Origin of the sequence: Streptomyces jeddahensis (assembly GCF_001642995.1) — a bacterium.
Classification (GTDB): domain Bacteria; phylum Actinomycetota; class Actinomycetes; order Streptomycetales; family Streptomycetaceae; genus Streptomyces; species Streptomyces jeddahensis.
Map to the genome: position 1 here is coordinate 1 of NZ_LOHS01000131.1, position 19,517 is coordinate 19,517.

Annotated in this window: 19 protein-coding genes; 12 read left to right on the forward strand and 7 right to left on the reverse strand. The window is 69.9% G+C overall.

From position 1 onward, the window contains the following. Positions 1–69 precede the first annotated feature (69 nt). From nadC to STSP_RS29710, 7 genes are all read left to right on the forward strand, one after another. Positions 70–1,068 (forward strand): carboxylating nicotinate-nucleotide diphosphorylase, encoded by a 999-nt coding sequence (nadC, locus tag STSP_RS29680; protein ID WP_067284109.1) that lies wholly within the window; start codon positions 70–72, stop codon positions 1,066–1,068. A gap of 6 nt (positions 1,069–1,074) precedes the next feature. Next, the gene (locus tag STSP_RS29685) at positions 1,075–1,872 is read left to right on the forward strand and encodes a type III pantothenate kinase (protein WP_067284093.1); all 798 of its coding nucleotides are present in this window, start codon (positions 1,075–1,077) and stop codon (positions 1,870–1,872) included. Between the two features lie 412 nt (positions 1,873–2,284). Next, positions 2,285–3,094, forward strand: a complete 810-nt coding sequence (locus tag STSP_RS29690; protein ID WP_078067605.1) for a hypothetical protein — start codon at positions 2,285–2,287, stop codon at positions 3,092–3,094. A gap of 13 nt (positions 3,095–3,107) precedes the next feature. Continuing rightward, positions 3,108–3,287 (forward strand): hypothetical protein, encoded by a 180-nt coding sequence (locus tag STSP_RS29695; protein ID WP_067284095.1) that lies wholly within the window; start codon positions 3,108–3,110, stop codon positions 3,285–3,287. 144 nt (positions 3,288–3,431) lie between these two features. After that, positions 3,432–3,848, forward strand: coding sequence for a BlaI/MecI/CopY family transcriptional regulator (locus tag STSP_RS29700; RefSeq protein WP_078067606.1), 417 nt, complete (start codon positions 3,432–3,434; stop codon positions 3,846–3,848). Positions 3,849–3,857: 9 nt separating this feature from the next. After that, a complete protein-coding gene (locus STSP_RS29705) occupies positions 3,858–4,391 on the forward strand; it encodes an amino-acid N-acetyltransferase (protein WP_067284097.1) in 534 nt (177 codons plus the stop codon). Between the two features lie 227 nt (positions 4,392–4,618). Beyond that, positions 4,619–4,957 carry a histone-like nucleoid-structuring protein Lsr2 gene (locus STSP_RS29710; protein ID WP_067284098.1) on the forward strand — a complete coding sequence of 113 codons (339 nt, stop codon included), beginning with the start codon at positions 4,619–4,621 and terminating at the stop codon, positions 4,955–4,957. Here STSP_RS29710 and STSP_RS29715 read toward each other — a convergent pair. Then, complete coding sequence (locus STSP_RS29715) at positions 4,936–5,505, reverse strand: SCO3374 family protein (RefSeq protein ID WP_067284099.1); 570 nt, start codon at positions 5,503–5,505, stop codon at positions 4,936–4,938. The genes STSP_RS29710 and STSP_RS29715 overlap by 22 nt on opposite strands. Before the next feature lie 431 nt (positions 5,506–5,936). Here STSP_RS29715 and STSP_RS29720 point away from each other — a divergent pair, with 431 nt between their 5' ends. Continuing rightward, positions 5,937–8,465, forward strand: coding sequence for an ATP-dependent Clp protease ATP-binding subunit (locus STSP_RS29720; protein WP_067284100.1), 2,529 nt, complete (start codon positions 5,937–5,939; stop codon positions 8,463–8,465). A 1,039-nt stretch (positions 8,466–9,504) separates the two neighbouring features. Next, a complete protein-coding gene (locus STSP_RS29725; protein WP_067284101.1) occupies positions 9,505–10,173 on the forward strand; it encodes a M23 family metallopeptidase in 669 nt (222 codons plus the stop codon). 101 nt (positions 10,174–10,274) lie between these two features. Here the strand turns inward: STSP_RS29725 and STSP_RS29730 are convergent, their stop codons facing one another. Next, positions 10,275–10,856: a TetR/AcrR family transcriptional regulator gene (locus tag STSP_RS29730; protein WP_067284102.1), complete on the reverse strand. Its 582-nt coding sequence runs from the start codon at positions 10,854–10,856 to the stop codon at positions 10,275–10,277. Positions 10,857–11,016: 160 nt separating this feature from the next. Between STSP_RS29730 and STSP_RS29735 the strand changes: the two genes are divergently transcribed. Together STSP_RS29735 and STSP_RS29740 are read left to right on the forward strand one after the other, a co-directional pair. Further along, on the forward strand, positions 11,017–12,663 hold the full coding sequence (locus STSP_RS29735; RefSeq protein WP_078067607.1) for an MDR family MFS transporter: 1,647 nt from the start codon (positions 11,017–11,019) through the stop codon (positions 12,661–12,663). A gap of 395 nt (positions 12,664–13,058) precedes the next feature. Then, positions 13,059–13,505: a VOC family protein gene (locus STSP_RS29740; protein WP_067284103.1), complete on the forward strand. Its 447-nt coding sequence runs from the start codon at positions 13,059–13,061 to the stop codon at positions 13,503–13,505. Positions 13,506–13,644: 139 nt separating this feature from the next. On the opposite strand, the gene cseC is transcribed toward STSP_RS29740, so the two are convergent. The 5 genes from cseC to STSP_RS29765 form a co-directional block, all read right to left on the reverse strand. Next, positions 13,645–15,009, reverse strand: coding sequence for a two-component system sensor histidine kinase CseC (cseC, locus tag STSP_RS29745; RefSeq protein ID WP_078067608.1), 1,365 nt, complete (start codon positions 15,007–15,009; stop codon positions 13,645–13,647). Further along, the gene (cseB, locus tag STSP_RS29750) at positions 15,006–15,719 is read right to left on the reverse strand and encodes a two-component system response regulator CseB (RefSeq protein ID WP_067284105.1); all 714 of its coding nucleotides are present in this window, start codon (positions 15,717–15,719) and stop codon (positions 15,006–15,008) included. The genes cseC and cseB overlap by 4 nt, the downstream gene beginning before the upstream one ends. Before the next feature lie 27 nt (positions 15,720–15,746). Further along, on the reverse strand, positions 15,747–16,406 hold the full coding sequence (locus tag STSP_RS29755) for a hypothetical protein (RefSeq protein WP_408646384.1): 660 nt from the start codon (positions 16,404–16,406) through the stop codon (positions 15,747–15,749). 47 nt (positions 16,407–16,453) lie between these two features. Then, a complete protein-coding gene (locus STSP_RS29760; RefSeq protein ID WP_067284106.1) occupies positions 16,454–16,996 on the reverse strand; it encodes a SigE family RNA polymerase sigma factor in 543 nt (180 codons plus the stop codon). 213 nt (positions 16,997–17,209) lie between these two features. Next, a complete protein-coding gene (locus tag STSP_RS29765; RefSeq protein ID WP_067284107.1) occupies positions 17,210–18,190 on the reverse strand; it encodes an HhH-GPD family protein in 981 nt (326 codons plus the stop codon). Positions 18,191–18,528: 338 nt separating this feature from the next. On the opposite strand from STSP_RS29765, the gene STSP_RS29770 reads away from it, so the two are divergent. After that, complete coding sequence (locus STSP_RS29770; RefSeq protein ID WP_067284108.1) at positions 18,529–19,323, forward strand: hypothetical protein; 795 nt, start codon at positions 18,529–18,531, stop codon at positions 19,321–19,323. The last annotated feature ends 194 nt before the right edge of the window (positions 19,324–19,517 follow it).

The window sequence follows — 19,517 nt, forward strand, 5'->3', positions numbered from 1 at the left end:
CGCCCCGTCCCCGTCCGGGGACCTCCCCCCGACCCGCACCCAGTCCCGTCCCCAGGAGCAGTGACCGACGTGAGCACCCCCGATCTTCCCGTCTTCCCGAGCGGTGGCTGCGGCGACGGCTGCGGCTGCGGCGGCGAGGACGCGTACGACGACCCCATGGAGTGCGGGCTCGACCCCGCGCTCGCCCAGCTCCTGGCCGACGCCGGACTCGACCCGGTCGAGGTCGAGGACATCGCGCACATGGCCGTCGCGGAGGACCTCGCGGGCGGCGTGGACGTCACGTCCGTCGCGACGATCCCCGAGGACGCCGTCGCCACCGCTGACTTCACCGCCCGCGAGGCGGGCACCGTCGCCGGTCTCCGCGTCGCCGAGGCCGTCCTGTCGGTCGTCTGCACGGACGAATTCGAGGTCGAGCGGCACGTGGAGGACGGCGACCGGGTCGTCGCAGGCCAGAAGCTGCTCAGCGTCACAGCCCGCACCCGCGACCTGCTGACCGGGGAGCGCAGCGCGCTCAACCTGCTGTGTCGCCTCTCCGGCATCGCGACGGCCACGCGCGCGTGGGCGGACGCACTGGAGGGTACGAAGGCGAAGGTCCGCGACACCCGCAAGACCACGCCCGGCCTCAGGTCGCTGGAGAAGTACGCGGTGCGCTGCGGCGGCGGCGTCAACCACCGCATGTCGCTGTCCGACGCCGCACTGGTCAAGGACAACCACGTGGTCGCGGCGGGCGGCGTGGCGCAGGCCTTCAAGGCCGTACGCGAGGAGTTCCCCGGCGTACCGGTCGAGGTGGAGGTGGACACCCTGCACCAGCTGCGCGAGGCCGTGGACGCGGGCGCGGACCTGATCCTCCTGGACAACTTCACTCCGGGCGACACCCAAGAAGCGGTCTCCCTCGTGCACGGCCGCGCGATCCTGGAGTCCTCCGGCCGCCTCACCCTGGAGAACGCCCGCGCGTACGCCGAGACGGGCGTCGACTACCTGGCGGTGGGCGCCCTCACGCACTCCTCGCCGATCCTCGACATCGGCCTGGACCTGCGGGAGGCCCCGGCCGCGGCGGAGGCGGAGTAAACACACATGCTTCTCACCATCGACGTGGGCAACACCCACACCGTGCTGGGCCTCTTCGACGGCGACGACATCGTCGAGCACTGGCGGATCTCCACCGACGCCCGCCGTACCGCCGACGAGCTCGCCATCGTGCTCAACGGCCTCATGGGCATGCACCCGCTGCTCGGCGAGGAGCTGGGCGACGGCATCGACGGCATCGCGATCTGCTCGACCGTCCCGTCGGTCCTGCACGAGCTGCGCGAGGTCACCCGCCGCTACTACGGCGACGTCCCCGCCGTCCTGGTCGAGCCCGGCATCAAGACCGGCGTGCCGATCCTCATGGACAACCCCAAGGAGGTCGGCGCGGACCGCATCATCAACGCGGTCGCGGCGGTCGAGCTCTACGGGGGCCCGGCGATCGTGGTCGACTTCGGCACGGCGACGACGTTCGACGCGGTCTCCGCGCGCGGGGAGTACACCGGCGGCGTCATCGCGCCCGGCATCGAGATCTCGGTCGAGGCCCTCGGCGTACGCGGCGCCCAGCTCCGCAAGATCGAGATCGCCAGGCCCCGCAGCGTGATCGGCAAGAACACCGTCGAGGCCATGCAGTCGGGCATCGTCTACGGCTTCGCGGGGCAGGTCGACGGCGTCGTGAGCCGCATGGCCCGTGAGCTGGCCGACGACCCGGACGACGTCACGGTCATCGCCACCGGGGGGCTCGCTCCGATGGTGCTCGGCGAGGCCTCGACCATCGACGAACACGAGCCGTGGCTGACGCTGATCGGGCTCCGCCTGGTGTACGAGCGGAACGTGTCCCGCACCTGACCCTCCGGGGGCGGGACAACGGTTCACGGCACCCGCCGTCGTGGGGTTGTGCCCACCCGTTCCGCCCTGCGGAACGATTGCCCACAACGGTACGGGACCGCCCACCGGCCGGAAGCCGCGAGCGTGCCGGAGGGGACGTGGCGGGATGTGCGCCCGCAGCGGCTGGCGCAGACTCCGGGCTCGCCCGACGACGTACGGCTAGGCGCCAGACCGAGGACGTACATCCCGGCGCGGCCCCGACCCACCCACCGGCAGGTGGCGCACCAGCCGCCGACACCCCGCAGCCGCGCACGCGCCGGAGCCACCCACCGACAGACGGCGCTCCGCCCACCGCCGGAGGCCCCCGTAGCTAAGCCACGCCCGGGAATGAGTTATAGCGGGCTTTTGTCTGATTAGCGCGTATCGTCAGGACATGCCCACGCCTTACGGATCCCGCGGTGGCATGGCGTTCGGCGCGGAGGAGCTGCGTGTGCTCCGACGTGCCCTCGCTCTTGCCCTTCACCCCAGCTCCGTGTCCGCCGAGGACGTCCAGGCCTGCCTGCGCCTCGCCGAGTCCGTCGATGAGGCGGTCCGCGAGGGTGACCGGCTCTGCGCCTTCCTGGTGGCGGACCTCGCCCGTTACCGGGCCGCGCTCCCGGGCAGCGCGATCGGCTACCTCGCGCTGTTGGAGGACGCCCTGAACGGCGGCTACCAGTCGACCCCGGACGATGTCGCGGCCCTGCGCGCGCTGGGCGCCGACGGCAACCCGGTCGCCGTAGCCCTCCTGCACCGCTGCACCGGCCACGCTGGTGAGGCCGCGGCAGAGCCCGCACAGGTCGGCACTGCCGTACCCGGCCAACCCGCGGCAGGCGGCCGGACGGCCCGGCAAGCAGGCCAGCCGACAGAAGGGCGAACAGACGGGCAGACAGGCCCTCGGCAGACAGAAGACGGGCAGACAGAAGACGGGCAGACAGCAGATCGGCAGGCAGCCCACCGGCGGCCGGCCGCCGCGGCGCACGTGCACTCCCCGCACGCCTCCCTCGCCGCCACCTCCCGCATCCGCCTGCTCGCCCTCCCCGGCGGCCTCGCCGCCAAGGAGCCGGCCAAGCCGCCGAAGCCGAAGCAGCCGCCGACCGAGCGTCCGGCCCCGCAGCGCCCCGTGCCGACCCCCGCCGAGGTGTTCCCTCCCAAGCGCAAGCCCGCGCCACCGCCCGCCCCGCCGCAGAAGCTGGCCGCCGTCTAGCTACCCTGGGGGCATGGAATACGTCTCCGCGCTCCTGCCCCCGGTCGTGATGGCCGTGTTCTTCACCGGTCTGGTCGTGACGATCGTGAAGTCCCAGGGCGGCGCCAACAAGTCCAAGGAAGACGCGGCCGTCGACGCCGCCATCGCGCGCGCCGAGGCCGCCGGCCCGGCCGGTGAGCCCCGCGACGCCTGACCCACCCACGGACCCGGACCCGGCCCTGGGTCGCGAGGCCCGAAGCGGCGTATGACTCGTAGCTTTTCGAGTCATACGCCCTTTTTGTTGCTGAAAAGCCACGTTCGGCGCGTCATTGGTGGCTTCTCCCACTATTGTTCTGGTGTGCCTCGCCCATTGGGAGAACTCGAAGACGCGGTCATGACGCGGGTGTGGAAGTGGAACCGCCCGGTGACCGTTCGAGAAGTCCTGGAAGACCTCCAGCAGGAGCGGTCGATCGCCTACACCACCGTGATGACCGTTTTGGACAATCTCCATCAGAAGGGCTGGGTGCGCCGCGAGGCGGAAGGCCGCGCCTATCGATATGAGGCGGTCTCCACACGTGCCGCCTACGCCGCAGCACTCATGAACGAAGCCTGGTCGCAGAGTGACAACGCGGCCGCCGCACTCGTCGCCTTCTTCGGCATGATGTCGCCGGAACAGCGGGAGGCGCTGCGCGCGGCCATCCGCATCGTGCAAGGCCCCGAGAGCGCGGAAGGCCGCGAGAGCCCCGGTTCTGCGGAGGGTGAGGCCGGGCGATAGCGTCCGCTCATGCCAGCAGAGTCACCGGAAGCCCCCGCTAAAGCCGTCACGGTACGCAGGGCGCGCACATCGGATGTTCCGGCCGTACGCCGTCTACTCGACTCGTACGTCCGTCAGCGGATCCTGCTCGACAAAGCGACCGTGACGCTTTACGAGGACATCCAGGAGTTCTGGGTCGCGGAACGCGACGACAACGCGCAGATCGTCGGCTGCGGTGCCCTGCATGTGATGTGGGAAGACCTCGCGGAAGTCCGCACACTCGCCGTGAACCCCGTGGTCAGGGGCGCCGGGGTCGGACATCAGTTGCTGGAGAAGCTGCTCCAGACCGCCCGCTGGCTCGGTGTTCGCCGGGTATTCTGCCTCACCTTCGAAGTCGACTTCTTCGCCAAGCACGGCTTCGTGGAGATCGGCGAGACGCCGGTCGACACAGATGTCTACAGCGAGCTGCTGCGTTCCTATGACGAGGGCGTCGCGGAGTTCCTCGGTCTCGAACGAGTGAAACCGAACACCTTGGGCAACAGCCGGATGCTTCTGCATCTGTGATCATCAGGCGCTATTCCAAGCCGGACCGCTGTTCCCGGGTGCCCTATGTCCGAAACGCGCACGTTTCCAGGCGCCCTTGGGGCCCGGGTCTCTGCCAAGGGTTTGTGTTTTTCCAGGAAAAGCGGTTTGCTTTCCGACGTACTGCAGCACTGCATATAACAGGGGCCGGCGAAACAGCGGCTGAAGCCGCAGGCCCCGGTCCTGAAGTTTCGATGAAAGGAAATCCGGTGGCACAGAAGGTTCAGGTCCTTCTTGTCGATGACCTCGACGGCGGCGAGGCGGACGAGACCGTGACGTTCGCGCTGGACGGCAAGACGTACGAGATCGACCTCACCACCGCCAACGCCGACAAGCTGCGCGGGCTTCTGGAGCCCTATGTCAAGGGCGGTCGTCGTACCGGAGGCCGCGCTGCCGGTGGCCGCGGCAAGGCGCGTGCGGCAGCGTCCGGCGCCGGCCAGGACACCGCGCAGATCCGCGCCTGGGCGAAGGAGAACGGCTACGAGGTCAACGACCGCGGCCGCGTCCCGGCGACCATCCGTGAGGCCTACGAGAAGGCCAACGCCTGAGCGCTCAGACGCCGCAGCCGGGCCCGGTGGCACTCCGTCGCCGCCGCGTCCACGAGTCGTACGAGATCGAGAGCGGGGGCGCCCCCACCGCCCCCCAGCGAAGCCAGGGCCGGCAGCGTCGGTTCCGCCTCGCATCCTGGCTCGGGGGGCCGCAGCCATACGGCGGCCCCCGGCGAGCCCTCCCACCCAGGGGGCGTCGGCGCGTCGATCCGCCCGCCCGCCCCGATCGCGGTGAGATCCCGGGCGAGAGCGCCCCACTCCAGCCAGTCGAGCAGCCCCGGCAGCTCCTCTGCGCTTCCCGCGGCCACCAGCAGCCGCATCACCGGTCCCTGTACAGCCACTGGGCAGGGCGGCGCGAGCCGCCCCAGAACCGCGTGCCCCGCATTGGCGGGCAGTTCCAGCACGTCGAAGCGCAGCCCCGTCAGCAGCTGCACAGGCGTCCCGCCGGCCGTGTCCCAGCCGAGCTCGTGCTCGTACCACCGCCGTACCGGATCGGCCGGGCGGCTCGGGTGGACCGGGCGCGACGGAGGAGGGACCGTAGGAACCATGCAAGGGCAACACCTGGCAGAGGCTCCGGGTTACGCAAGGTGGTGCGATCGATGCGCAGAGTGTCCGTCAAGGGGGCGTGTGGACGCATGCGGGCGCGCAAGGTTGTTCGCCCGTAGCGGAGGGAACCGGGGCACGCCGCATGGAGTGTCAGTCGTTACGGGTAAGACATCCCTAGTGGGGAGGGGCGACACGCAAGGTTGGGGCGTCTCACGTTCGCCATCGGCGTACTGGTGGCGGGGGTAACTACCTGGCCTGCGGGAACATCGTCTCGCACCATCGGGTTGGAGCAGTTGTCGGCGTTCCGGGTTGGGAGGCCAAGGACGGGTGTCGGCAGTTGGAATGAGCGGTCCCCGCTTGCGGGACTAAGCTGCGGAAGGACAGGGAGGGGAGCGTCCCCTTACTGCCTGACCGCTCTGAGGAGCGATTAACGATGTTCGAGAGGTTCACCGACCGCGCGCGGCGGGTTGTCGTCCTGGCTCAGGAAGAAGCCCGGATGCTCAACCACAACTACATCGGCACCGAGCACATCCTCCTGGGTCTCATCCACGAGGGTGAGGGTGTCGCCGCTAAGGCCCTGGAGAGCCTCGGGATTTCGCTCGAGGCGGTCCGCCAGCAGGTGGAGGAGATCATCGGCCAGGGCCAGCAGGCCCCGTCCGGGCACATCCCCTTCACCCCCCGTGCCAAGAAGGTCCTGGAGCTGTCGCTCCGCGAGGCCCTTCAGCTGGGCCACAACTACATCGGCACGGAGCACATCCTGCTCGGCCTGATCCGCGAGGGCGAGGGCGTCGCCGCCCAGGTCCTCGTCAAGCTGGGCGCAGACCTCAACCGGGTGCGGCAGCAGGTCATCCAGCTGCTCTCCGGCTACCAGGGCAAGGAGACCGCCGCCGCCGGTGGGCCTGCCGAGGGCACCCCCTCCACGTCCCTGGTCCTCGACCAGTTCGGCCGGAACCTCACCCAGGCCGCTCGCGAGTCCAAGCTCGACCCGGTCATCGGGCGCGAGAAGGAGATCGAGCGGGTCATGCAGGTGCTGTCCCGCCGTACGAAGAACAACCCCGTGCTCATCGGCGAGCCCGGCGTCGGCAAGACGGCCGTCGTCGAGGGCCTGGCGCAGGCAATCGTCAAGGGCGAGGTGCCCGAGACCCTGAAGGACAAGCACCTCTACACCCTGGACCTGGGCGCGCTGGTCGCCGGTTCCCGGTACCGCGGTGACTTCGAGGAGCGCCTGAAGAAGGTGCTCAAGGAGATCCGCACCCGCGGCGACATCATCCTGTTCATCGACGAGCTGCACACGCTGGTCGGTGCGGGTGCCGCCGAGGGCGCCATCGACGCCGCTTCGATCCTGAAGCCGATGCTGGCCCGCGGTGAGCTGCAGACGATCGGTGCGACCACGCTCGACGAGTACCGCAAGCACCTGGAGAAGGACGCCGCGCTCGAGCGCCGCTTCCAGCCGATCCAGGTCGCGGAGCCGTCGCTGCCGCACACCATCGAGATCCTCAAGGGCCTGCGCGACCGGTACGAGGCGCACCACCGCGTCTCCATCACGGACGAGGCCCTGGTCCAGGCCGCCACGCTGGCCGACCGGTACATCTCGGACCGCTTCCTGCCAGACAAGGCGATCGACCTGATCGACGAGGCCGGTTCCCGGATGCGTATCCGCCGGATGACCGCCCCGCCGGACCTCCGCGAGTTCGACGAGAAGATCGCGGCCGTGCGCCGGGACAAGGAGTCGGCGATCGACTCCCAGGACTTCGAGAAGGCGGCCTCTCTCCGCGACAAGGAGAAGCAGCTGCTCGCGGCGAAGGCCAAGCGGGAGAAGGAGTGGAAGGCCGGCGACATGGACGTCGTCGCGGAGGTCGACGGCGAGCTGATCGCCGAGGTCCTCGCCACGGCCACCGGCATCCCGGTCTTCAAGCTGACCGAGGAGGAGTCCTCGCGTCTGCTGCGCATGGAGGACGAGCTCCACAAGCGGGTCATCGGCCAGAAGGACGCCATCAAAGCGCTCTCGCAGGCCATCCGTCGTACGCGTGCGGGTCTGAAGGACCCGAAGCGTCCCGGTGGCTCGTTCATCTTCGCCGGCCCCTCGGGTGTCGGTAAGACGGAGCTGTCGAAGACCCTCGCCGAGTTCCTCTTCGGTGACGAGGACGCGCTGATCTCCCTCGACATGTCGGAGTTCAGCGAGAAGCACACGGTGTCGCGTCTCTTCGGTTCGCCCCCCGGCTACGTGGGCTACGAGGAGGGCGGCCAGCTGACCGAGAAGGTGCGCCGCAAGCCGTTCTCCGTCGTCCTGTTCGACGAGGTGGAGAAGGCCCACCCGGACATCTTCAACAGCCTGCTGCAGATCCTGGAGGACGGTCGCCTGACCGACTCCCAGGGCCGGGTCGTGGACTTCAAGAACACGGTCATCATCATGACGACCAACCTCGGCACCCGGGACATCTCCAAGGGCTTCAACCTCGGCTTCGCCGCCACGGGGGACACGAAGACCAACTACGAGCGCATGAAGTCCAAGGTCAACGACGAGCTGAAGCAGCACTTCCGCCCGGAGTTCCTGAACCGTGTCGACGACACGGTGGTCTTCCACCAGCTCACCGAGGAAGACATCATCCAGATCGTCGACCTCATGATCGCCAAGGTGGACGAGCGCCTGAAGGACCGCGACATGGGCATCGAGCTCAGCTCGACCGCCAAGTCGCTCCTCGCAAAGAAGGGCTACGACCCCGTTCTGGGCGCCCGGCCGCTGCGCCGGACCATCCAGCGCGAGATCGAGGACGTCCTCTCGGAGAAGATCCTCTTCGGCGACCTCCGCCCCGGCCACATCGTGGTCGTGGACACGGAGGGCGAGGGCGAGGCCCGCACCTTTACCTTCCGCGGCGAGGAGAAGTCGGCCCTGCCGGACGTGCCGCCGATCGAGTCGGCGGCGGGCGGCGGCTCGGGGCCGAACCTGAGCAAGGAGGCCTGAGCGCTCAGCGCTTGGCCTGAACGACACAAGGGGCTGCCCCGGGACTTCGGTCCCGGGGCAGCCCCCTTTTTGTCTCTGGTCAGCCCAGGGAGCCCCTTTCCTCTGAGGTCTTCTGAGGGGTCTTCTGAGGCCGCAGGAGCTCGTACGACCCGTCAGACGGCCTGCCTTTGCGCCGCCACGCGCTGGTGCGTGGCGGCGCTGCTCGGCGCCGGGTGTGTGTGCCTGGAAGACGGGCGCAGGGGCCGCGGCGCGTCACCGTATGGCACTGCGCTGCGAGGCGGGACGCAGAGCGCGTGACGCGGGGCGCGGAGCCGCGTGGCCGCGCTGCGCTGCGAGGCGGGACGCAGAGCGCGTGACGCGGGGCGCGGAGCACGCGTGGCGCGGGGCGCGGGGCGCCTGGCGTGGACGAGCAGAGCGGGCACCGTGGCGCCCAGCGGCACGGCGGGCACGGCGGCACGGCGGGCCGGGTCACCTCCAGCGAAGGTCCGGCGGCAGCGTTTCGACCGCGTTGCAACGCAGTGGCGAGGTCCACGTCACGACCCGGAATCCCGGGCGCTGGGCCGAATTCGAGTAGCCCAGGTCACATTCTCCGGGTAACTCAGGTCACATTCCCCGAGTAGCCCAGGTCACAATTCCGAGGCATTGAACTCGCCCTCCAGTGACATGACGCACAGGCGTTTTGTCCGTTACTAGGTGAATTAGTGGACTGTCTTGCATGAAGTGTCCGTTTTGTCGCTCCAGGGTGGGCGTGTGCGCTGGGTGGTTTGGGGTGTACGTCCCTGAAGCTGCAGGTTTAAGCAGTTCGCACGGCCTGCCAACTGCGGCTAAGCCTCGCCCTGGATGGGTAACCCTGGGCCGATTCGGGTGGATTTGAGGGTCTTGCGAAGTCTGTCAAGAGGCCGGGAATGTGATGTTTTGCTACGACCTGAGCTAGTAGAAGGGGCTTTTGGGCGTCGGCTGGGTGGCGGGTTACCAATGTTTTGTCCCGCCCGGCATACGGCTTTTGCGTGCTGGGTTCGCTTACGCCCGGAGGTCCTGAATGTCCAAGCTCGCCACGTCCCGCATTCCCGGCTCGTCCCTGCTTCGTACCCGTGCGGCGGTCGTCGCCGTCAGCCTGGGAGCATCGGCGTTCCTCGGTGCCGGGGTCGCGGCCGCTGCGGACACCGGTGTGACCGCCTCGGCGCTGTCCAAGACCACCGCCGCTTCCGTCGCTGCGCAGGCCGATGCCCAGGCCAAGGCCGCCACCGTGGCCAAGACGTCGGTCACCGAGGCCGCTGCCAAGAAGGCCGGCGGCTGGGTCAAGCCGGTCAAGCGCTACACGCTCACCGCGAGCTTCGCCCAGGCCGGCGGCATGTGGTCGCAGAAGCACTCCGGCCAGGACTTCGCGGTGCCGGTCGGCACCCCGGTCGCCGCCGTCGGCGGCGGCACGGTCGTCAAGGCCGGCCCGAACGGTGCCGGTGACGGCCCGGCGTACGGCAACGCCATCGTGATCAAGCACGGCAACGGCACGTACTCGCAGTACGCCCACCTGTCGAAGGTCAACGTGCGGGTCGGCCAGGCCGTGAAGGCGGGGCAGAAGATCGCCCTGTCCGGTAACACCGGCAACTCCAGCGGCCCGCACCTGCACTTCGAGATCCGCACGACCCCGAACTACGGTTCCGCGATCAACCCGGCCGCCTTCCTGCGCGCGCACGGCGTCAGCATCTGATCACCGCTGACAGGCGCTGATCACTGCTGACGGGCGCTGATCACTGCTGACGGGTCGCCGCCGGCCGCTCACCGATGAGCGCGGCGGACCCGTCCGACGGCTCAGCCGCCGGAGTGGGCCTGCGTCACCAGATCGATGGCGACCTCGAGGACAGCCTTGCGCTTGTCCTCGGGGTCGCCTTCGACGTCCCTGAGGACGAACATGCCGGCGTGCATCGAGAACAGGGCGCTGATGCAGCGGACCTGGTCGGTCAGCGGGGCGTCGGGGTCCTTGATGATGTCGAGCAGGGTGATCATGCGCTCCTTGAACATCTCGCCGATGCTCAGTTCGCGCACGGTCGCCTGGTTCTCCTGCATGAAGCGGAAGAGGGGGGCGGCACCGGTCAGCGCTTCGCTGTAGCGGCGCAGCACCTCCTGCTTGGTCTCCAGGGTGTGCGGCTGGGTCCTGCCCCACTCGATCAGCTCGTCCATGGGCCTCACCAGGTCCTCGAAGAGGCTGATGAGGATGTCTTCCTTGGTCTTGAAGTGGTAGTAGAGCGCCGCCTTCGTGACCTCCAGGCGCTCGGCAATCTCGCGCAGTGAGGTCTTCTCGTAGCCCTGTGCGGAGAACAGTTCGAGCGCCACGTCCTGGATGCGCTGGCGCGTATTCCCCCGGCGCTGCTTGTTGCTCCCCGTGATGCCCATGGTGGCTGCTCCTCGCACTCGCAAAACCGCTTTGTCAAAAACTTACTTGACGCCCGGCAAGTTGCCGCTCTAGTTTCCTCAGTGTAGTTAACTAGCCGGGCGGCAAGTAAGTGCGTTCGCGGGTCGCCTTGCTTCCTTGTCGTCCCAGGGGGAGTGCGAGATGTCCCAGAGCCAGCGACCCGTCGACGCCGTCGCGGCCGGCCCGTCCGGCCCGGCCGAAAAGGCGCACCCGGCCGAAGAGGCGTCCGAAGGGGGCAGGCAGCCGCGCAGCGTGCGCGTCGTGCTGCTCGCCCTCATGATCGCCATGCTGCTCGCGATGCTCGACAACATGATCATCGGCACTGCGATGCCCACGATCGTCGGCGAGCTCGGCGGCCTCGAGCACCTCTCGTGGGTCGTCACCGCGTACACGCTCGCCACCGCAGCATCCACCCCCATCTGGGGCAAGCTCGGCGACATGTACGGGCGGAAGGGCGTCTTCCTGACGTCCATCGTCATCTTCCTGATCGGCTCCGCCCTCAGCGGCATGGCCCAGGACATGGGGCAGCTGATCGGCTTCCGCGCCATCCAGGGGCTGGGCGCCGGCGGGCTCATGGTCGGCGTGATGGCGATCATCGGCGACCTGATTCCGCCGCGGGAGCGCGGCAGGTACCAGGGCATGATGGCCGGCGTGATGGCGCTCGCCATGATCGGCGGACCGCTCGTCGGCGGCACGATCACCGACCACCTCGGCTGGCGCTGGTCCTTCTACATCAACCTGCCGCTCGGCGCCGTGGCCCTCGCCGCCGTCGGCACGGTCCTGCATCTGCCGAAGAAGCGGACGCAGAGCCGGATCGACTACCTGGGCGCCGCGCTGCTCGCCGTGGGCATCACCGCGATTGTGCTGGTCACCACCTGGGGCGGTACGGAGTACGCGTGGGGTTCCGCCGTGATCATGGAGCTCATCGGCATCGGTGTCGCCTCGCTCGTCGGCTTCTATTTCGTCCAGACGAAGGCCGCGGAACCGATCCTGCCGCTGCACATCTTCCGCAGCCGCAACTTCACGCTGATGTCCGTGATCGGCTTCGTCACCGGCTTCGTGATGTTCGGCGCGGTCCTCTTCCTGCCGCTGTACCAGCAGTCCGTCCAGGGCGCGTCCGCGACCAACTCGGGTCTGCTCCTGCTGCCCATGCTGCTGGCGATGATGGTCGTCTCGCTCATCGCGGGCCGCGTCACCACGAACACCGGCAGGTACAAGGTCTTCCCCGTGGCCGGCAGCGTGCTGATGATCGCCGGGCTGTTCCTGCTGGCGCAGATGGACACCGGGACCTCGCGTCTCACCTCGGGTCTGTACATGGCCGTGCTCGGCGCGGGCATGGGCTTCCTGATGCAGATCACGATGCTGGTGGCGCAGAACAGCGTCGAGATGAGGGACATGGGCGTGGCCTCCTCCTCGACCACCCTCTTCCGTACGCTCGGCTCGTCCTTCGGCGTCGCGATCATGGGTGCCCTCTTCAACCACCGGGTGCAGGACGTGATGGCCGAGCGCGCCGGAGACCTCGGCAGCCAGATCACCGAGAAGTCCGCACAGCTCGACGCGGCGAGCCTGGCCAAGCTGCCCGCGGCAGCCCGCGAGGCCTACCAGCATGCGGTGTCGGCCGGCACGCACTCGGCGTTCCTGCTCGGCTCGGCCGTCGCCGCGGCCGCCCTGCTGGCGGCGGTGTTCGTGAAGGAGGTCCCGCTGCGCGGCGCGGGACCACAGAAGCCTGCCGGGGGCGCGGACGACGCGGCCCCGCAGGCCGGGAAGGCGGCGGCAGAGGCCGTGTGATCCGCTTCTTCCGGTTCCCGAAGCGGGGGGCGAAACGGGGCTGAAGGCCTCCGGCGTGCACGGCGTGCCGGGGGCCTTCGGCGTGTGGACAGGGTGGCGAGGGGGCCTTCGGCGTGTGGGCGGGGCTGCCGGGGTAGCCGGGGCGGCCGGGCTCGCGGCCGCAGGTCCTGGTCGGCCAGGGTGGCGGGCCCGCGGCCGCCGGTCCTGGTCGGCCAGGGTTCGGGGCGCTGGTCGGGCGTCGTTGTCAGTGGGCCGTGCCAGCATCACTGATGTGGAGAAGTTGCGGCAGCTGCGCCTCGCCCTGACAGGACGCGGCCAAGCGGCAGGCAGGCCACGCGACCGCGCGACCACGCACCACATCGAATTCCGTCCCTCACCCACACACGGAGCACACGATGATCAAGGGACTCGCCATTTCCACCGTCTGGGTCCTCGACCAGGACCGGGCCAAGGAGTTCTACACCGAGAAGCTGGGCCTCGAGGTGCGTACGGACATGACGATGGGCGAGGGCGGCATGCGCTGGCTCACGGTCGGCGCCAAGGACCAGCCCGACGTCGAGCTGACGCTGGCGGTGCCGGGCCCGCCGATGGTGGACCCCGAGTCGGCGGAGGCGATCAAGAAGCTGGTCGCCAAGGGCGTCCTCGGCCCCGGCGTGCTCACCACCGACGACATCCACGGGGACTACGAGAAGCTGAAGGCGCGCGGAGTGGAGTTCCTGCAGGAGCCGCAGGAGCGTCCGTACGGCACGGAGGCGATCTTCCGGGACGACTCCGGCAACTGGTTCTCGTTCACGCAGCGGAGGGAGGGCGGGCTGGACTTCGACAAGGAGTGGGCCTGCTAGGCGCTCCGCTGGAATTGCCGCGAGGTGCCGTCGTTCGGGTGCGGCGTCGTCGTGGCTGGTCGCGCAGTTCCCCGCGCCCCTTCGGGGCGCTGCCGACCTCGTCCGACCTGCTTAGCGGGCTCCACCGGTTCCGTTCAGCTCAGTCCTCCAGCAGCGGGAAGCTTCCCGTGTTCGTCGGCGCGTGTTCCGGCAGCCACAGCACCGCGATCGCGCCCTCCGCCGGTACGCGGTCGGGTGCCCCGGGCGGCCGTACGTTGCGGAAGGTCAGACGTGCGCCGAGCACGCGCGCCTGGCCTGCCGCGATCGTCAGGCCGAGGCCGTGGCCCTGCCCCGAGCGGTCCCTGCTGCCGGTGCGGAACCGGCTCGGCCCTTCGGCGAGGAGTTCCTCCGGGAAGCCGGGCCCGTGGTCGCGTACGCGGATCACCCGGCCCTCCACGGTGACCTCGACCGGCGGCTTGCCGTGCCTGGCGGCGTTGGCCAGCAGATTGCCGAGCACCCGCTCCAGGCGCCGAGGATCGGTCGTGACCTCCGACTCGTGCACCACGCGCACCGCGATGTCCGCGTCCCTGGTCGCGACCCGCCGGGTCACGAACTCGCCCAGCATGATGTCCTGCAGCTCGGCCCGCTCCGAGGCGCTGTCGAGCCGCGCGACCTCCAGCACGTCCTCGACGAGCGTGCGCATGGCCTGCGCCCGGTCGCGTACGAGCTCGGTCGGCCGGCCTGGGGGCAGCAGCTCGGCCGCCGTCAGCAGCCCCGTCACGGGTGTGCGCAGCTCATGGGCGATGTCGGCGGTGACCCGGCGTTCGGCCTCCAGGCGCTGCTTGAGCGCGTCCGCCATCGCGTCCACCGCCTGCGCGAGGTCGTCGGTCTCGTCGCGTACGACACCGCCGATGGCGTCGCGCACCCGTACGTCCGACTGTCCCTGGGCGACCGAGCCCGCCGCGGCCGCGGCCTTGCGGAGCCGCCGCGAGATCTGGCCGCCGATGAGCACACCGAGCGCGCAGCCGCCGAAGACGACCGCGATCGAACCGATGATCAAGGCCTGGTCCAGGTCTTTCATGACCTCGGCGCTGCGGTCCGTGAACCGGGTGTGGAGCGACAGCACGCGGCCGTCGCTCAGCGGGACGGCGGCCCAGATGTCGGGCACGCCGTTGACCTTCTCCGAGACATACGTGGCCCGGCGCCCGGCCAGGGCCTTGGCCCGCAGCGCCTCCGGGATGGCGGGATCGTTGACCTTGACGCCGATGAAGTTCAGCCGGCCCGTGGTCTCGTACATGCGCTGCGCGACCTGGACGCGCTCGACCTGCACGTCGCGTGCGTTGTCGAGCATCGAGACCTGCGCCGCGTTGTGCACGACCAGGCTCAGCGCGAGCGCCACCAGCGCGCCGACCAGCGTGATCGCCGCGCTGATCTTCCACCGCACCCCGGTACGCAGCGATGGTCTGCCGAAGCGCGGCCGCCGCCGGCCGCCGAAACCCCCCAGGTCCACGGCGTACTCCTTCAGGCCCTGAGCTTGTAGCCGAAGCCGCGGACCGTCTCGATCCGGTCCTGGCCGATCTTGGTCCGCAGCCGCTGCACATGGACGTCGACCACGCGCGTGTCACCGCCCCAGCCGTAGTCCCACACGCGTTCCAGCAGCTTGTCGCGGGAGAGCACTGTGCCGGGCGCGGAGGAGAACTCGAGCAGCAGCCGCATCTCGGTCGGCGTCAGCCCCACCAGCGCGCCACCGCGCCGTACCTCCATGCCCTCCGTGTCGATCTCCAGATCGCCGAAGCGCAGCACTCCGCCGCTCGCCTGCCCCGCACCGGCCGCGCTCCCGGCACCGGCGGCGGCCGCGTTCGCGTGGCCGAAGCGGCGCAGCACGGCGCGGATCCTGGCCATCAGCACGGCGCCGTCGAACGGCTTGGTCACATAGTCGTCGGCGCCCGCCTCCAGGCCCAGGACGACGTCTATCGAGTCGGCGCGCGCCGACAGCATGATCACAGGCACGGTCGACTCGTCGCGGATGCGGCGGCAGAGCGAGACGCCGTCGAGGCCCGGCACCATCACATCCAGCAGCGCGATGTCGGGCCGGTCGGCCCGGAACGCCTCGAGCCCCGACAGCCCGTCCGGCATGGCGGTGACCACGAAGCCGTCGCGCTCCAGCGCCAGCTGGGTGGCTTCGCGGATGACGTCGTCGTCCTCGACGAACAGTACGTGGGTCTGCTCTGCCATCCGATGTGCTGCCTTCTGTCTTCTGTGTCAGTGCTGCGAGGTGGTGGGCGAGCCCCCGCCCACCGCGTTGCTGTAGTCGTTGTGCGTAAGGGACTGCTCGACGAACCTGTTCGCGGACCAGTGGTAGGTGATCACGTTCTCGCCGGACGGATACTCCACGGGATCGCCCTTTTCGTACACCTGCATGGTGACCACGAGGTCGCCCCGGTCGATCTCCGCATAGACCGGCGGCTCCTCGGCCCGGAAGACGTTCTGGTACCTCCCCCCGGCCATGCGGTACACATACGAGCCGACACCGACCGCATCACCGCAGGTCATGACATTGACGACGATGTCGTTCGAAGCACCGCCGGTCAGCTTGCCATAGGAGACGTCGACCGGGTACTCGTCGGCGACGCACGGTTTCAGATCACGCTTGACCTCGGCGCTCACCGTGGGATCGTTCTTGACCAGCGCGACCGCGTCGACGCGCTGCACCGTATGCGAGGGGGATGGGGACGGCGTGGGCTGGGCGACCGAGGCGCCCCGTGCCGGGCCCTCGTCGCGCGCACCGGTGCCGCCGGCGCCGCACCCGGTGAGGGTAAGACCGAGGGCGGCGAGCGCGGCCGCCGCCGCGCCCCCCGCCGTCAGGGTTCTCTTTCCGGTCCGGCCGCCGCCGCGTCGGGCGGCGAGAGCGTCGCCGCGTATGGCCCGTAGCCGTTGTATGACCCGTTTGCCTCGTATGGCCCGAGTGCCTAGGCGGCCGCGCAACGCTCCCGCTCCTCACGTTCGAGCACGCGCGCATCGAGGTCGCGGCTCTCCAGCTCCTGACGGAGCCGGGCGAGCGCCCGGTGCAGCGTGCTCTTGACCGTGCCGGCCGACATGCCGAGGGCGGCGGCCGTCTCCTCCGTGGACATCTGTTCCCAGTGTCGCAGCACGACGACGCTGCGCTGCTTGGGAGCCAGCACGTTCATGACGTCCATCAGCAGGGCGCGGACGGCGTGCTGCTCGGTGGAGTCCTCGATGCTCGGCTCCGGCAGCTGCTCGGTGGGCACCTCCTCCAGCTTGCGGGCCCGCCACCACTCCGTCCGCGTGTTGATCATGACGCGGCGCAGATACGCGTCCGCCAGCCGCTTGTCGGCTATGTCCTCCCAGTGGCCGTACGTCCGCACGAGCGCGGTCTGCAGCAGGTCCTGTGCGTCGACGGGGTCCGGGACCAGACGCCGGGCGCTGCGCAGCAGGGCGTCCTGCCTGCTGCGGACGTACTCCTCGAACTCGAGCACCTCGCCGTGCGACATCGCTGACCGCCTCCGTTCCGACCCCGTGTTCGCGCTGGTGCGCGCCCTGTGCGGTAGGGCATGAAGCTACGGAGCAGTTGTCACGAGGCTGTCCGAAGCAGCCTGCGACGGACGCACGGCTGTCCGGCGGTTGTGTAACAGAAGCCGGACGGCCGTAACGGGTGGCCGGCCCGGCCGTGACGGGAAGCGGGCGGTCGATCGGGCGCGGGGAGGTCAGGCGAGCGGCAGACGGTAGAGACCGCCCTGCAGCGGCTCGACGAGACCGTCGGCGACCAGCCCGTCCAGCGCCCGGGCCCGCTGCACGGGCTCGTCCCACACACGGTCGAGCACGGCCTGCGGAACGGGCGCGACGGCTTCCCGCAGCACGGCAAGCAGCCGACCGCGCACCTGGCGGTCGGTCCCCGCATACGTCTGGCCACGACGCGGCGGCCCCTCGTGCGCCGGCTTCCCGGCCAGCCGCCACGCGCACTGCGCGGCGATGGGGCACCGGACGCAGCTCTCGTTCTTGGCCGTGCAGATCAGCGCCCCGAGCTCCATGGACGCGGCGGCCCAGCGCGATGCCATGGACTCGTCCTCCGGCAGCAGCTCGCGGGCCAGCCTGCGCTCGGCCGCGGTGGTGGCGTTGGGCGGGTACTGCGTGCCGGTGACGGCGCGCGCGAGGACCCTGCGCACATTGGTGTCGAGGACGGCGTGCCGCTGCCCGTAGGCGAAGGACGCCACGGCGGCGGCGGTGTACTCACCGATGCCGGGGAGCGCGAGCAGCTGCGCGTGCTGCGTCGGTACGTCGCCGCCGTGCCGCTCCGTTATGGCGACCGCGGCACCGTGCAGCCGTAGCGCGCGCCGCGGGTAGCCGAGCCTGCCCCAGGCGCGGACGGCCTCCCCGGGTGCCTCCTCGGCCAGGTCGGCAGGGCGCGGCCAGCGGGCCATCCACTGCTCGTACACAGGCAGCACGCGGTTGACCGGGGTCTGCTGCAGCATGAACTCGCTGACCATCACCCCCCACGGTCCCGCTTCGGGCCGGCGCCACGGCAGATCGCGCGCGTTCTCCTCGAACCATGCGATGACGGGGGCGTGCAGGGCGGCTCCGTCCGGGGCGCCCGGGGTGGCCCCCGAGGTGCCGGATGCGGTGCGGCAGGACGGCATGGGCGCCGCCGTGGACGGGGTTGCTGGCATGGTTTTCGTGGGAGCAGTCATGGCACGCACGATCCTGCCACGGTGCCGCACACCGAGCCGTCATCCGCGCCCATGCCAGGAGAGAAGGCCAGGTGAGAGGCGGGAGGGACACGCCGGAGGACATGATTCCGGGCCGTGTCTAGAGCTTCGGGGCGCCCTCAGACGGCCGATTCCCAGGCAGCAGCGCACCGAGCAGAGCAGTGCGGCGTCGTTCGGTCCCGTATGGAGCGAAAGGCAGGAATTGGCACGGGGCAGGGATGTGTACAGGCTGCGCGGCCGGGATGATGATCCGCAGAAGTTGGGACGCGGGGCGGCGGGTGGGGCAGGATAACCCGCTGATCTCTCGTACAGTTTGCGCCGTGGGATCACTGCGCAATCCGGTCGGGCCGCTTCCCTCCAGCATCTACTGGCGACGGAGGGCCGTTCTGCTGTCCGTGGTCGCCCTGCTGGTTCTGCTCGTCGTATGGGCCGTCAGTTACGGTGGCGGAGGCGGCAGCAACAACGCCGGCGACACCGACGGCAAGAACCCCGCCCCCTCGATCACGCCCGGTCCCTCCGGATCCGGGCCTGCGATCAGCGAACACCCGGGCGGGCGCGACGAGTCGGGCGGCGGTGACGGCTCCGGGGAGAGCGAGGGCTCCGGCGAGACGGGTGGTTCCGACGGCTCGGACGGGACCGGCGCGACCGAATCCCCGGACGGCGCAACGGGCGGCGGTGGCTCGGGCGACCGGCTCCCGGCCGGGTCCGGCCTGCCCGACTGCACTGCCGGCGCGGTGAAGTTGACGGTACGCAGCGTCCGCAACGCGTACGAGCCCGGTGAGAAGCCGGAGTTCGAGCTGATCGCCCGGAACACGTCGGGGGCCGACTGCAAGGTGGATCTCGGGCCGAAGGAAGCGGTGCTGACGATCACGCTGACCGGGAGTGACGACGCCTTCTGGACGTCGTCGGACTGCCCGGAGGGCAGCGGGAGTCTGTTGCTGCGGGTGCCGGCGGAGGGCAGCGTCACACAGACCGTGGTGTGGGACCGGCATGCGAGTGCACCTCAGTGCGCTACGCCTGCGGCGGGCTCGGCGAAGGCGGGTACGTACCTTGTCGAGGCGAAGGCGCCGGGCCTCGGGAAGGCCCAGACGTCCTTCGTCCTCGAGAACGACTGACCTTCCCCTACCGGGGCTGGACCACGGTTTCGACGTACCGTGCGTCGTGGGTTGTGCCCACCCGTTCCGCCCTGCGGAACGATTGCCCACAACGGTTGCGGCGCGGTTGCCCGCAACGGTTGCGGCGCGGTTGCCCACAACGGTGGCGGCGCGGTTGCCCGCAACGGTCAGCGGCTCGCGCCGCCACAACGGTG

Bases quoted from the DNA above. Each gene is read 5' to 3' on its own strand.
- STSP_RS29685 (WP_067284093.1), top strand. From the start codon at position 1,075: ATGCTTCTCACCATCGACGTGGGCAACACCCACACCGTGCTGGGCCTC.
- STSP_RS29695 (WP_067284095.1), top strand. From the start codon at position 3,108: ATGGAATACGTCTCCGCGCTCCTGCCCCCGGTCGTGATGGCCGTGTTC.
- STSP_RS29740 (WP_067284103.1), top strand. From the start codon at position 13,059: ATGATCAAGGGACTCGCCATTTCCACCGTCTGGGTCCTCGACCAGGAC.
- STSP_RS29760 (WP_067284106.1), bottom strand. From the start codon at position 16,996: ATGTCGCACGGCGAGGTGCTCGAGTTCGAGGAGTACGTCCGCAGCAGG.
- STSP_RS29705 (WP_067284097.1), top strand. From the start codon at position 3,858: ATGCCAGCAGAGTCACCGGAAGCCCCCGCTAAAGCCGTCACGGTACGC.
- STSP_RS29690 (WP_078067605.1), top strand. From the start codon at position 2,285: ATGCCCACGCCTTACGGATCCCGCGGTGGCATGGCGTTCGGCGCGGAG.
- cseB (WP_067284105.1), bottom strand. From the start codon at position 15,719: ATGGCAGAGCAGACCCACGTACTGTTCGTCGAGGACGACGACGTCATC.
- STSP_RS29765 (WP_067284107.1), bottom strand. From the start codon at position 18,190: ATGACTGCTCCCACGAAAACCATGCCAGCAACCCCGTCCACGGCGGCG.
- STSP_RS29730 (WP_067284102.1), bottom strand. From the start codon at position 10,856: ATGGGCATCACGGGGAGCAACAAGCAGCGCCGGGGGAATACGCGCCAG.
- STSP_RS29720 (WP_067284100.1), top strand. From the start codon at position 5,937: ATGTTCGAGAGGTTCACCGACCGCGCGCGGCGGGTTGTCGTCCTGGCT.
- STSP_RS29715 (WP_067284099.1), bottom strand. From the start codon at position 5,505: ATGGTTCCTACGGTCCCTCCTCCGTCGCGCCCGGTCCACCCGAGCCGC.
- STSP_RS29725 (WP_067284101.1), top strand. From the start codon at position 9,505: ATGTCCAAGCTCGCCACGTCCCGCATTCCCGGCTCGTCCCTGCTTCGT.
- STSP_RS29735 (WP_078067607.1), top strand. From the start codon at position 11,017: ATGTCCCAGAGCCAGCGACCCGTCGACGCCGTCGCGGCCGGCCCGTCC.